Origin of the sequence: Seohaeicola sp. 4SK31 (assembly GCF_028802875.1) — a bacterium.
Lineage (GTDB): Bacteria > Pseudomonadota > Alphaproteobacteria > Rhodobacterales > Rhodobacteraceae > Seohaeicola.
The window spans coordinates 20,776-33,909 of sequence record NZ_JARAMP010000030.1 but is presented as its reverse complement, the minus strand read 5'-3'; the positions used below and the strand labels follow the sequence as shown (position 1 = coordinate 33,909).

The window sequence follows — 13,134 nt, the reverse complement described above, 5'->3', positions numbered from 1 at the left end:
GGCGTCGTAATGGCCGGGGATCAGGCAGGCGAATTCGAAGGTGCCCTTGTTGGCGAAGGTCCAGAGGATCTCGCCCGTGGCGCCGGGTTCAAGGCGCACGGCGTTCGGATCGTCATGCTCCATCTCAGGGAATTTCTCCATGAGCGCCTTGTGCTCGATGTTCTTGTCGGGGGAATCCATCACGAATTCATGGTCGAGTTCGCCTGCATTGGTCACGACGATGCGCACGGTTTCGCCCGCGGTGAAGTCCAGTTGGGCAGGTTCGAACACCATCGCGCCATCCGTTGTCTCGCGCATCGTGACTTGGATGGTGCGATCCGCGTCACCATCGGCGGGGGTGCCGATGGCCATCATGTCATGGCCATGCCCGCCGACATGGGTGCCGGCAGAAAACGCGGCGCTGCCGAGTGTCAGGGCAATGGTTGTGCCGAGGAGAAAATTTTTCATCTTTGGGGTCCTTTTGGCTGTGATATCTGACGGCATGGCAATCAGCCCTTGTCGCCGGGTCTTGGGGTCAGGCGGGTTTTCGCGTCATTCACGCGGCTGAATTCGGGCAGTTCGCCCGTCCATTCATAGGCCTGCTCGCCGGGTGGGTTTTCATACCAGCCGGGGTCGCTGTAATCGTCGGGGGCGATCCCTTCGCGCACCTTCACGACCGAGAACATGCCGCCCATTTCAATCGGGCCATGCGGGCCCCAGCCGGTCATCATCGGCACTGTATTGTCGGGCAACTCCATCTCCATCGTGCCCATATCCGCCATGCCAGCCGTGCCCATCGGCATGTATTCGGGCTGGAAGCTGCGGATCTTGCGCGTGAGGTCGGCTTTGTTCACGCCGATGAAGGTGGGCACGTCATGGCCCATCGCGTTCATCGTGTGATGCGACTTGTGGCAATGGATCGCCCAGTCGCCCAAGTGATCGGCCGTGAACTCGTAGGCGCGCATCGCGCCCACCGGAATGTCGATGGAGACTTCGGGCCATTGCGCACTTTCGGGCACCCAGCCGCCATCGGTGCAGGTCACCTTGAAGTCATAGCCATGCATGTGGATCGGATGGTTCGTCATGGTCAGGTTGCCCACGCGCACGCGGACGCGGTCGCCCTTGTTGACGACCAGAGGGTCGATATCCGGAAAGATCCGGCTGTTCCATGTCCAGAGGTTGAAATCGGTCATCGTCATGATGCGCGGCACATAGGTGCCGGGGTCGATGTCGAAGGCGTTCAGCATGATCAGGAAATCGCGGTCCACGGGCCGGAAGGTCGGGTCCTTGGGATGCACGATGAACATGCCCATCATGCCCATCGCCATCTGCACCATCTCGTCGGCATGGGGGTGATACATGAAGGTGCCGGATTTGATCAGGTCGAACTCGTAGACATAGGTCTTGCCCGGCGGGATCGCCGGATGGCTGAGGCCGCCGACGCCGTCCATGCCGGAAGGCAGGATCAGCCCGTGCCAGTGGATCGTTGTATGTTCGGGCAGCCTGTTGGTCACGAAGATGCGGACGCGGTCTCCCTCGACCGCCTCGATCGTGGGGCCGGTGGATTGGCCGTTATAGCCCCACAGATGCGCGACCATGCCTTCGGCCAGTTCGCGTTCCACAGGTTCGGCGACAAGGTGGAATTCCTTGACGCCGTTGTTCATCCGGTGCGGCAGGGTCCAGCCGTTCAGCGTGACCACGGGCGTGTAATCCGGCCCCGATGTGGGGCGCGGCGTTATCTGGGTTGCGGCGCTGTCCATGATGGCGGCTTCGGGCAGGCCCATATTGGCGGTCTGTCCCCATGATCGGGAGGAGACAAGCGCCGCACCTGCGGCACCTGCCCCCAGCAATTGACGTCTGTTCAACATCTTGTTCATCCTTTCAATGTTCGGCATCGCCAGCAGCGGCGAGCGCGGCGGGGGCGGAAGGTGAAAAGGCAGCGGAGCCGCCGCCATAGATCGCGGCGGTCAGATCGGCCTCGGCCAGATAGAAGTCGCGCTTGGCGTTGGCGGCCTGCAACTCGGCGCCCAGCCTGTCGCGGGCGGCGCTGATCAACTCGAAGGTGCTGGTGATCATCCCGTTATAGGAGAGCAGCCCCTCCTCCTCGACCGTGGCGCGGAGCGGGACCAGAACATCGCGGTAATGCTGCGCGATGCGATGGGTGGCGCGGTATCCGGCTTCGGCAGCGCGGGCCTCGGACCGGATGTTCACGGCCTTCTGGGCCAGAACATTGGCGGATTGCAGATAGGACAGTTCCGCCTTGCGCATGCGCGCCTTGCCGGTGTCGAAGATCGGGATCGCGAATTCCAGTTCAAGCTGCGGGCTGGCCTCGGTGCGCCTGCGGCCATCCTCGATCTCGCGCTCGGCCTCGACCCCGGCGATGAGTTCCAGATCGGTGACCAGACGGGTCCGGTCGGTGAGGCCAAAAGCCGCCGCCTGCGCCTCGAGATCCAGCTTGGCGACGCGCAGATCGACGCGGTTGTTCAGTGCCCGCGCCTCGATCCCCGCAACAGGCCCGACGCTGCGCGGCAAGGCAGGCAGGGCATCGGGCACCAAATAGGCCACGTCATCGCCCCAGAGCCCCATGAGCCGGGTCAGTTCCTCCTTGGCGCGGCTGGCGTTCAGACGGGCTTGCGCCAGTTGTCCGGCCAGTTCCGCGTTGAAGGCGAATTCGCGCGCCTGTCCCGCCTTGTTCAGGGCGCCCGTCTCGCCCAGACGTTGCGCCAGTTCCGCGCCTGCATCCGAGGTGACCTTGGCCCGTTGCAGATAGCTGACCGTTTCAAAGGCCGCGACAGCCCTGATCCACGCCGCGCGGGTCTGGTTGGCCAGCGCCAGCGTGTCATCGACGGCCCGCGCCTGTGCCGCGCGGAAGTTCACATCCGCCAGCGCCATGCGTTGTTGACGGGTTTGTGCGGCCAGCAGGTTGGACGCGATCATCCCCTCGATCGTGCGGTAGGCCCCAAGCTCGGCCGCGCCGATCCCCAGCACGCCGATCGACACGACCGGATTGACGGGCGTGGCCTCTTGCCATGCGGCGGCGGCTGAAAGGCCGATTTCGGCATAGGATGCCTGCAAGCCCTTGTTGTTCAGAAGCGCGACCTGCACCGCCGTGTCGGCGGAAATGGTCTTGCCCTGCACAAGGGCGCGCACCTCGCGCTGGATCGCCTCGTTCTCGGCCTGTGTCTGGGCAAAGGCCGTGCGTTTGCCGATCGCTGCGGATGTCTGGTCGGACACGGCAGCAAATCCGGCATTTGGGGCGGTGTAGAGGTCGGGCACCGCGCTGGCACAGGCGGCCAGCAGCAGCGGCAGGCCGAGCATGGCGGGAAGGGTTCTGCCGCGCATCAGTTGGCCTCCGATTGTTCGTCATTGACCTGCCGCCAGTCACGCGGTCCGGACGGGGTGCGGTCGGTGTAGTCTGCGAACGGGTCGCGGTAGGTGACGGGTGAAAGGCGCGCGGCATCTGTCGCGGCATTCTGGCTGGTGGTCTGGGGCAAGGGTGTGACGGCTGGCGCACATGCCCCCAGCACAAGGGCCCCTGCCCCCGCAAGAAAGAAGGATTTCATCTGGATTCCCTGATCATCGGGCGCCCATGCCTGCATGGACGCGCATCACAACGGTGATCCCGCCTGCGGGATCGCGATCAGATCAGGTGTTTGGGTGGTCGTCGGTGCGCGACCGGGTCGAAGGGCGAAAGGCTGGACAGCCATGTGGCCTCGTGCCCTGCCCTTTGCATCCGGGGAAGTGACGATAGGGGCTGCGCGATGACGGCGGCCATGCAGATGCCCTGGCAGCAGTTGGGCGTATCAGAGGATGTCCCGCTGTCAGCCTCGGTGAGGTGACGCATATGATCGGCATCGCCCATGTCGTGATGGGCATGGGCGTGGTGCCCGGAATCCATATCCTGAACCTCCGCCGCCGCAAAGGCCGCGTGATGCGCATGGGCAGAGGACGGCGGATAGAGGATCAAGGCCATGAGCAGCGCCACGCTGAACAGCGTCTGGCAGAGCTTGCTGATGTTCGCCCATCTCGACATGCCCCTAGATGGTCGGTCGCGGCGCAATCTGTCAATGACGGACGAAACGCAGTGGCCTACTTTTTCGTGAGACAGGCGGAACATCGCCCCCCGCTGGCAGGTCGGGCGTTCATCAGGTGACTTGCGGACCGGCCTGCAGGTGGGGTGACGGGCCGGGCGGGGTGAGTTTCGGGCCATCCGCGCCTGTCTTGCAGACGCGATCAGCGGCCCGTGCGACGGCACTGGGTCTGACGCCGGAGTGGAGCGGCTGGCGGTCATACCGCGCGGCCCCCGCCCGTCATGACGAAGGCGGGAGCAACGCGACCAGCGTGCCCTGCGGACCGATGGTCTGGGGGCATCACTCAGGCCGGCGCGAAGCCCGCCTCGGTCAAAGCCTGAACGATCTGATCGCGGGGGGCGGTCGTCGCCACTTCAACTTGTTGTGTTGGCAGGTCGATCGTCACGGTCGCTGCCGAATCGACGGACTGGATCGTCTTGGTCACGCCGCGCGCGCAGCCGCCGCAGGTCATTGTTTCGATGTGGAATTGCATGATGTCCTCTTTGCATTGATCTCCAGCCGCAGAGATAGGGCTTCCAAGCGTTGGAAGGTCAAGAGCCGAACTTTGTGAATTTCATGCCTTGACCTTACCATGATGGGAAGGATTATCTGTAGCTGCGACAGGAAACAAACACGTCAGGACAGTCGCCATGAACAGATCATTCTCGCCCCCCAGACATTACAGCCTTTCGCTCCCCGTCGAGGGGATGACCTGCGCCTCCTGCGTGGGCCGGGTCGAGCGCGCGCTGGCGGGCGTTCCCGGCGTATCCTCGGCCAGTGTCAACCTTGCCACGGAGAAGGCCGAGGTGGTGTCCGCCGCCCCTCTGGACAGGGCCGCACTTGTCGCCGCGATCGAGAAGGTCGGCTATGAGGTGCCAGCGCAAACGATGGATATCGGCATCGAAGGGATGACCTGCGCCTCCTGCGTCGCGCGGGTGGAACGTGCGCTGGCGGCGGTTCCGGGCGTCGCGACGGCCACGGTCAATCTGGCGACCGAACGGGCCACGGTGACGGGCACGGCCGATCCGGCGGCGCTGGTCGCGGCGATCGAGGGTGCGGGTTACGATGCGCGTCCGCTTGGGGCCTCTGATGCGCAGGACGATGCTTTGGCCGCGCGCAAGGAGGCCGAGGAGGCCTTGCTGCGCCGCGATCTGACGGTGGCGGCCGTGCTGAGCCTGCCGGTGTTCGCGCTGGAGATGGGATCGCATCTGTTCGCGCCGATCCATCATCTCATCATGTCCACCATCGGGATGCAGACAAGCTGGGTGGTGCAATTCGTGCTGACGACGCTGGTTCTGGCGGGTCCGGGGCGGCGGTTCTACCTCAAGGGCTATCCGGCGCTGCTGCGGGCGGCGCCTGACATGAACAGCCTTGTCGCGGTGGGCACCACGGCGGCCTATTTCTATTCGCTGGTGGCGACCTTTCTGCCGGGAGTTCTGCCTGCCAATACGGTGAATGTCTATTACGAGGCGGCGGCGGTGATCGTGACCCTGATCCTGCTGGGCCGGTATCTTGAGGCGCGCGCCAAGGGGCGCACCTCGCAGGCGATCAGCCGGCTGGTCGGTCTGCAACCGCGCATGGCGCGGGTGCATCGCGGCGATGCCGTGGTTGAGGTGGCGATTGTCGAGGTGCAGGCGGGCGATGTGGTCGATCTGCGCCCCGGTGAGCGTGTGCCCGTGGATGGCGAGGTCATCTCGGGGCAAAGCTGGATTGATGAAAGCATGATCACCGGCGAGCCTGCCCCGGTCGCCAAGGCGGAAGGGGCGCTGGTGACGGGCGGCACGGTGAACCAGACCGGGGCGCTGACCTTCCGCGCGACAGCGGTGGGCGAGGCCACGATGCTGGCGCAGATCATCCGCATGGTCGAGGCGGCGCAGGGGGGCAAGCTGCCCATTCAGGCGCTGGTGGACAAGATCACGCTGTGGTTCGTGCCTGTGGTGATGGGGCTGGCGCTGCTGACCTTTGCGGTCTGGCTGCTGGTCGGACCGGAGCCTGCGCTGACCTTCGGTCTGGTCAATGCGGTGGCGGTGCTGATCATCGCCTGCCCCTGCGCCATGGGTCTGGCGACACCTACCTCGATCATGGTGGGCACGGGCCGGGGGGCGGAACTGGGCGTGCTGTTCCGCAAGGGCGAGGCGTTGCAGGCCCTGCAGGGCGTGCGCGTCGTGGCGCTGGACAAGACCGGGACGTTGACGGCGGGCAAGCCCGCGCTGACCGACCTGATCGTGGCTGACGGGTTCGCGCGGGGCGCTGTTCTGGCGACGGTCGCGGCGGTCGAGGCGCGGTCTGAGCATCCGATTGCGCAGGCCATCGTGACGGCGGCGCAGGAGGACGGGCTGACCTTGCCCGCCATGACGGATTTCTCCTCGGACACCGGGTTCGGTGTATCGGCCAAGGTGGACGGGCGCTCGGTTCAGATCGGGGCGGATCGCTATATGCTCCGGTTGGGGCTGGACGTCGCCCCTTTCGCGCAGGACGCCGCGCGTATGGGGCAGGACGGCAAATCCCCGCTCTATGCCGCCATCGACGGCAAGCTGGCCGCCATTCTGGCCGTGGCCGATCCGATCAAGCCAAGCACCCCCGCCGCGATCCGCGCGCTGCATGATCTGGGGCTGAAGGTCGCGATGATCACCGGCGACAATGCGGGCACGGCGCGGGCGATTGCCCGGCAGCTGGGCATCGACGTGGTGGTGGCCGAGGTGCTGCCGGGTGGCAAGGTCGATGCGATCAAGACCCTGCGGGCAGAGCACGGGGCCTTGGCCTTTGTGGGCGACGGGATCAATGACGCGCCCGCACTGGCCGAGGCGGATGTGGGCATCGCCATCGGCACGGGCACCGATATCGCCATCGAGGCGGCGGATGTGGTGCTGATCTCGGGCCGTCTGACCGGCGTGCCCGAGGCCATCGGTTTGAGCCGCGCGACGATGGGCAATATCCGGCAGAACCTGTTCTGGGCCTTCGTCTATAACGCGGCGCTGATCCCGGTGGCGGCGGGGGCGCTTTACCCGGCCTTCGGCATTCTGCTGTCGCCGATCTTCGCGGCGGGTGCTATGACCATGTCCAGCGTTTTCGTGCTGGGCAATGCCTTGCGCCTGCGCCGTTTCCAACCCACCGCCATCGACGGAGAGACCGTATGAATATCGGGGATGCCGCCAAGGCTTCGGGCGTATCGGCCAAGATGATCCGCTATTACGAACAGATCGGGCTGATCCCCCCGGCGGGTCGCACGGGTGCGGGCTATCGCGTCTATACGCAGACGGATGTGCAGATGCTGCGCTTCATCCGCCGCGCCCGCGATTTGGGCTTTCAGGTCGAGGCGATATCCGAGCTTCTGGCGCTATGGCGGGACCGCAGCCGCCACAGCGCCGATGTGAAACGACTGGCCGAGGACCAGATTGCCGGTCTGCGCCGCCGCATCGCCGAGATGGAAAGCATGGTCGCCACGCTGGATCATCTGGCGCGCGGCTGTTCCGGCGATGACCGTCCGGATTGCCCGATCCTTGATGATCTGGAGGGCGACCGCTCTCTGGTCGTCCCTGCCTGCCATGCGGGGGCCGGGTTCAACAGGTGAGGATTCTGTCTGTTCAGACCAGTTGCAAGGACGGAAGCGGCAGGCTGAATGTGAAGGTGCTGCCCTCGCCGGGAGCACTTTTGACGGCAATCTTTCCACCTTGCAGTTCGACCAGACGTTTCGTCCGCGCAAGCCCAAGCCCGATCCCACCTTCGCGGCGCTGTCCGGACGGCGCCAGTTGAGAGAACTCTTCGAAGATGGCTTTCTGTTTGTCTTGCGGAATACCCGGTCCATCATCTGCGATGGTGACAAAGGCGAATTCCTCTTCGGTCCGGGCCGAGACACGCACCGTCCCTCCGGTCGATGTGAACTTGACCGCGTTCGACACGAGGTTCTCGACAATCTGCGCCACACGCGCGGGATCGGCACGCACAGCCACATCGGGAGACGAGACCTGAAGACTGACGCCCCGTTGCGCGGCGGCAGTCTCGAGCCTGGAGGCGGTCTGCCCGATCACATCGCGCAGATTGCATGAGTCCTGCGCCGCGACGGGTGCCGCCGCACCGAGGTTGACGTAATCCAGCATCTCATTGATCAACCGCAGCAGATTTTCACCGGCAGCGACGATGCGGTCTATCGCATCCTTGGTGAAGGCATCCTGTGCCTTGTCACCCACCTGCGGCGGCTTCAACGCCAGCAATCGGCCGAACCCCAGAATTGTGGTCAGTGGTGTCCTGAGTTCATGGCTCATGACGCTGATCATCTCGGACTTCGCGCGGCTTAGTCGTTCGGCCTCGAACTGGGCGCGCTTGAGGTCGGTAATGTCGAAACGCACACCCACCAGATCGCCATCCTCGGTCCGACGAGACAGGACCTTGATCCAGCGACCATCAGCCATTTCGACATCAACCGAACCGCCCGCGCGCCGATGGTTGTCCACGTTGAGGGCGATCCATGCCTCTTCGGACGTCTGATCGACCTTGAAGATCCCCTGTCGCAAGCCGGATTTCAGCAGCTCTTGCAGGGTTATCCCTTTTCGCAGGATCGTCCCATAGCCGAAAAGATCCCTGTAGGTTTCGTTCCAATGGATCAGCTGGTCGTTCTCATCGAAGATGACAAAACCGGCGGAGAGCGCGTCAATGCCCTTTTCCAGACGTCGTTCTTTCTTGCGTTGTCGCAGGTTGCGTTGGTGATTGGCACGAACGAGCCAGAGCAACACCAGAGTGACGAGCGGGACGATGACGCGCGTCGGCGTCAGCAAGGGCAAGGTCGGCCATCCGTCCTGTGGCAGAACGGCGATGGTCCACGCCATGTTCCGGGTATGAAGATCAAGGATATAGGGATCAAGCCGAAACACATCCTGATCGCCCAGCCCGCCGAACCCGTCCACAAAGAAACCGACACGGTGGTCTGATCCTTGCGCGGTCTGGCGTGCAAGCTGTTCCGACAGCAGATCAAGATCAATGGCGACCGAGGCGATCCCCAGAACACGACCATCAGGCCCGGTGATCCGTTGTCGCACGGCAATCGCTCTTTGTCCCTGCACCGCCAGAAAGGGGCGTGACACGAGCGGTGTCGTCGTGCCCAGAACCGCTTCGACATCCTCAATCTGTCCGGGCAGTTGACGATAGTCCATGCCAAGAAAGGCCCGGTTCCCCTCTGACGGGTAGACATGTTCCACGATCAGATCCGGCGCGACCGAAATGCTCAGCACAGGTGATCGGTCATGATCCACCAAGGTGCCGGTTGCTTCCAGATCCCGCACCAGACGCGCGGCTATCGTCTCGAACGCAGCCGGGTTGAGGTCGGGTAGCATTTCCGCCGCAGTGACCAGCCGACCAAGGCCGATGGCCATGTTGTTGAGTTGCGTCGTGACCGTCTGCAAGACCTCGACACCGATGCGCCCTGCCTGCTCGCGCGCCGCATAATCAAGCCTGTTGCGGTCAATCCGGTCAAGCAACACTGCTATCATCAGGCACAGTCCGATCACGGCGATCAGAACGGGTTTCTCGCTGCTCAGGAAACGCTGGGCTCGCATCCGCCTGCTGGAATCTCCCTTGTTGGAGCTTCGTGATCACCTTGAGCCTAGTCATCGCATCTGACAGAAATATGGCATCAGGTCCGGCAGAATGGATCGTGATGGCTGCCGTGTCCGAGGCATGATGACACAACCGACGCTATGCCGCCATCCCCGCGCCGGCGCGCAAGGTACAGGCGCGCGCAAAGGTCACATGCCGCCGGGGGACATCGTTGCGAAGAGTTCGATGATCTGCATCATGATCGGGACCAGCACGATGATCAGGTTGACGGGAAACAGGAAGCCCGCCATCGGGAACAGCATCTTCACGGGCAAGGCATTCGCCTTTTCCTCGGCCATCAGGAGGCGTTTCTGGCGCATTTCCTTGCTGAAGACGCGCAGGGTCTTGATGACGCTTGATCCCAGTTCCAGCGATTGACGGAACAGCACGGACAGGGTGCGCGCTTCGTCAAGGTGAATGCGGTCCGCAAAGTTGGTCAGTGCTTCGTGCATCGGGCGGCCGGCCCGCACTTCCAGAGAAATGATCGCAAGATGTTGGCCGAAGCTGGGTTTGGTCGCCAGAAACTCATGCGCGACACGGTCAATCGCGGCCTCGATGCTCATGCCGGAATCGACGCAGACCACCAGAAGATCCAGAAAGTCGGGAAAGAGCCTGCGATAATTGATCTCGTTGCTTTTGGCCTTCCGGTCCAGCACCGCATTGGCAAGGATGAACACGATACCACCGGCGATACCCGCCATGATCAGCGCCATCGCGGAGGACAGGGCGCCGACAAGGTTCACAAGCAGATACCAGACCAGCACAAAGGCGGCTACCGTGGCGGTCAGGCGGATCAGCACGAAGGTGCGCTTGGCATCGCGCGAGAAATAGCCCGACCGGATCAGGCGCATCTCGAGCCCTTCGGGATCATTGCGCCGCATCACCTCGTAATAATGCTTGATGTCGTCATTCTCGGAGGCAAAGACCTCTTCGGCGCGGGCATCGCGGACCTGCTGCTCGGCGGAGACAGAGTCGATATTGCGCCGGATGTCGCGGCTGCGGGTCAGCGCTGTGGCGATCGAGAAGATCAGCAGCAGGACGGCGACGAAGACCGCAACGAGGATAAGGGTATCATTCATGGCGTGCTGCCGCTTCCTTTGGGTCAGAAGTCAAATTTCACCAGCTTGTAAAGGATCAGAAGGCCAAAGCTCATCAGCACAAGGATCGACACGACGACTGTCGTTCCATAACCGCTTTCCCAGACCGGATCGAAATAGGTCGGCACCAGCGTCGAGATCATCAGATAGAGCAGGAACGGAAAGGCGGCCATGATGATCGCCGTGATCCGGCCTTCGGCGGAAATGGCGCGGATCTTGTTGCGCAGCATCGCCCGGTCGCGGATCATGCCGGACAGGTTTTCCAGGATCTCGGACAGGTTGCCCCCGGTGCTGCGCTGCACGCTGACGGTCACGGCCAGCAGGTTCAACTCGTCCGCGCCGACCCGGTCGACCATGCGGAGCATCGCGTCATCCAGTTCCGAGCCGAAGGTCAGCTGATCGCTGAGAATGCCGAATTCGCTGCCGATGGGATCGGGCATTTCACGCCCCACAAGGGCAATGGCCGTGGTCAGGGGATGGCCCGAGTTCATGCTGCGGACGATGATGTCCAGCGCATCGGGAAGCTGCGCCACGAATTTCGCGATGCGCCGCGCGCGGACACGGATCACCAAGGCCAGAATAACAGAGGGGCCGATGGTCAAGGCCAGAATGATCTGGATCAGCAGGTCATTTGTCAGCCATGCGGCCCCGATCCATGCGCCCAGCAGGATGACCAGCGTGTAGAGCACCCGGCGCGGCAGCGACAGCATCAGTCCCGACTGGCGATAAAGCTGCGACAGCCAGCCCAGCGACAAGAGGCCGGAGCGTCCCACGCCACGGTCGCTGAGCAGGCTTTTATAGGTGCTGAGCTGATCCGAACCGGCTTTCAGCCGTTCCAGCCGCTCATTGACCTCGCGATTGGCGCTGCGTGCGCCGAACAGGCGCCGGAGCATTGCTTCGGTCAGCAGCAGGACCGCGCCGAAGATGAAACCATAGATGACGATAATGGACATGGGACCCCGTCAATGCCGTGTTGTCGGATCGAAGATGCTCATGTCGACCTTCAGCCCGATCGTGCTGATCTCGCTGAGGAAACGCGGGCGGATGCCGGTCGAGCGGAATTCGCCGATGACGCGGCCATCCTCGTCCACACCTGTGCGATGGTATTTGATGATATCCTGAATCTGGACCACATCCCCCTCCATTCCGGTCAATTCGGAAATGGCTGTCACGCGGCGGGTGCCATCGCGCATCCGCGACAGTTGCAGGATCACCTGGATCGCCGAAGCGATCTGCGAGCGGATGCTCATCTGTGACATGGGCATCCCGGCCATGCCGACCATCTGTTCCAGACGGCTGAGCGCATCGCGCGGATTGTTGGCGTGGATCGTCGACATGGAGCCCTCATGGCCCGTGTTCATGGCCTGAAGCATGTCGAACGCCTCGCCGCCGCGCACCTCGCCGATGATGATGCGGTCGGGGCGCATCCGCAGGGCGTTTTTCACAAGGTCGCGCTGGAGGATCTCGTTGCGGCCATCCATCGTTGGCGGTCGGGTCTCCAAACGCACCACATGGGGCTGCTGGAGCTGAAGTTCTGCCGCATCCTCGATCGTGACAAGACGTTCCTCATGCGGGATGAAGGCCGACAGGGCGTTCAGCATCGTGGTTTTACCCGAACCGGTGCCGCCCGAGACGATCATGGACACCTTGCCCTCGACCGCCGCCGCCAGCAATTTGGCCATGCCCGCAGGAAGCGCACCGTTCTGCACCAGCGTTTCCAGCTGGAACGGACGTTTCGAGAATTTCCGGATCGACACCTGCGGGCCATCCACCGCCACGGGGCGGATCGCGGCGTTCACGCGCGACCCGTCGGCCAGACGCGCATCCACAAGCGGCGAGGATTCATCCACGCGCCGACCGACCGAGGCCACGATCTTGTTGATGATGCGGAGCAGATGCTGCTCGTCCTTGAACCGCACATCGGTGCGCTTCAAGCGACCTGCGCGTTCGATATAGACGGTTTTCGGCCCGACGATCAGGATATCGGATATGCTGTCATCCTTCAGCAGCGGCTCTATGGGACCAAGGCCCAGCATCTCGTCGCCCAGATCGGAAATGAGACTGTCCAGTTCCTTGGCATTCAGCGGCAGGTTCTGCGCCTTGACGTAATCGCGCACCAAGGGGCGCAATTCGTTGTGCAGTTGCTCGGCCTCCATCTGGTCCAGAACCGCGAGGTTGATCTTGTCCAGCAGGAAGCGATGCAGGTTCACCCGTTCGGCCACCAGATCCGGCATGCCCGAGGCTGCGGCGGGCGTTTTTGGCGCGGGCGCGGCTGTCGGAACGGGGCTGCCCTCACCCGCCAGAACCTCGGGATGCACGGCGATGCGCCGTTCAAGCTCGGTCGCGGGTTCGTCGCCTGCGGGTTTTCTGAAGAACCGTCCTACCACCGTCTCACCTCC

At 63.3% G+C, this 13,134-nt stretch carries 12 protein-coding genes; 2 read left to right on the top strand and 10 right to left on the bottom strand.

Annotated features, from left to right (window positions below; genetic code table 11):
• The 6 genes from PVW27_RS18785 to PVW27_RS18760 form a co-directional block, all read right to left on the bottom strand.
• A partial coding sequence (locus tag PVW27_RS18785; protein ID WP_274560365.1) for a cupredoxin domain-containing protein occupies positions 1 to 447 on the bottom strand: 447 nt, incomplete at its 3' end.
• A gap of 41 nt (positions 448 to 488) precedes the next feature.
• Entirely contained in the window at positions 489 to 1,847 is a 1,359-nt protein-coding gene (locus tag PVW27_RS18780; protein WP_274560364.1) for a multicopper oxidase family protein, read from the bottom strand.
• Between the two features lie 13 nt (positions 1,848 to 1,860).
• Complete coding sequence (locus tag PVW27_RS18775) at positions 1,861 to 3,321, bottom strand: TolC family protein (RefSeq protein ID WP_274560363.1); 1,461 nt, start codon at positions 3,319 to 3,321, stop codon at positions 1,861 to 1,863.
• Positions 3,321 to 3,542, bottom strand: a complete 222-nt coding sequence (locus PVW27_RS18770) for a hypothetical protein (RefSeq protein ID WP_274560361.1) — start codon at positions 3,540 to 3,542, stop codon at positions 3,321 to 3,323. Before PVW27_RS18770 ends, PVW27_RS18775 begins: the two co-directional genes overlap by 1 nt.
• 77 nt (positions 3,543 to 3,619) lie before the next feature.
• Positions 3,620 to 4,012 (bottom strand): hypothetical protein, encoded by a 393-nt coding sequence (locus PVW27_RS18765; protein ID WP_274560360.1) that lies wholly within the window; start codon positions 4,010 to 4,012, stop codon positions 3,620 to 3,622.
• Between the two features lie 341 nt (positions 4,013 to 4,353).
• A complete protein-coding gene (locus tag PVW27_RS18760; protein ID WP_274560359.1) occupies positions 4,354 to 4,542 on the bottom strand; it encodes a heavy-metal-associated domain-containing protein in 189 nt (62 codons plus the stop codon).
• A 157-nt stretch (positions 4,543 to 4,699) separates the two neighbouring features.
• Between PVW27_RS18760 and PVW27_RS18755 the strand changes: the two genes are divergently transcribed.
• Together PVW27_RS18755 and cueR are read left to right on the top strand one after the other, a co-directional pair.
• Complete coding sequence (locus tag PVW27_RS18755) at positions 4,700 to 7,186, top strand: heavy metal translocating P-type ATPase (RefSeq protein WP_274560358.1); 2,487 nt, start codon at positions 4,700 to 4,702, stop codon at positions 7,184 to 7,186.
• Positions 7,183 to 7,620: a Cu(I)-responsive transcriptional regulator gene (gene cueR, locus PVW27_RS18750; RefSeq protein ID WP_274560357.1), complete on the top strand. Its 438-nt coding sequence runs from the start codon at positions 7,183 to 7,185 to the stop codon at positions 7,618 to 7,620. The genes PVW27_RS18755 and cueR overlap by 4 nt, the downstream gene beginning before the upstream one ends.
• A 13-nt stretch (positions 7,621 to 7,633) precedes the next feature.
• Here the strand turns inward: cueR and PVW27_RS18745 are convergent, their stop codons facing one another.
• The 4 genes from PVW27_RS18745 to PVW27_RS18730 form a co-directional block, all read right to left on the bottom strand.
• Positions 7,634 to 9,532 carry a sensor histidine kinase gene (locus tag PVW27_RS18745; RefSeq protein WP_274560356.1) on the bottom strand — a complete coding sequence of 633 codons (1,899 nt, stop codon included), beginning with the start codon at positions 9,530 to 9,532 and terminating at the stop codon, positions 7,634 to 7,636.
• Positions 9,533 to 9,787: 255 nt separating this feature from the next.
• Positions 9,788 to 10,717, bottom strand: a complete 930-nt coding sequence (locus PVW27_RS18740; RefSeq protein ID WP_274560354.1) for a type II secretion system F family protein — start codon at positions 10,715 to 10,717, stop codon at positions 9,788 to 9,790.
• A 23-nt stretch (positions 10,718 to 10,740) separates the two neighbouring features.
• On the bottom strand, positions 10,741 to 11,688 hold the full coding sequence (locus tag PVW27_RS18735) for a type II secretion system F family protein (protein WP_274560353.1): 948 nt from the start codon (positions 11,686 to 11,688) through the stop codon (positions 10,741 to 10,743).
• 9 nt (positions 11,689 to 11,697) lie between these two features.
• Complete coding sequence (locus PVW27_RS18730; protein WP_274560352.1) at positions 11,698 to 13,122, bottom strand: CpaF family protein; 1,425 nt, start codon at positions 13,120 to 13,122, stop codon at positions 11,698 to 11,700.
• Between the last annotated feature and the right edge of the window lie 12 nt (positions 13,123 to 13,134).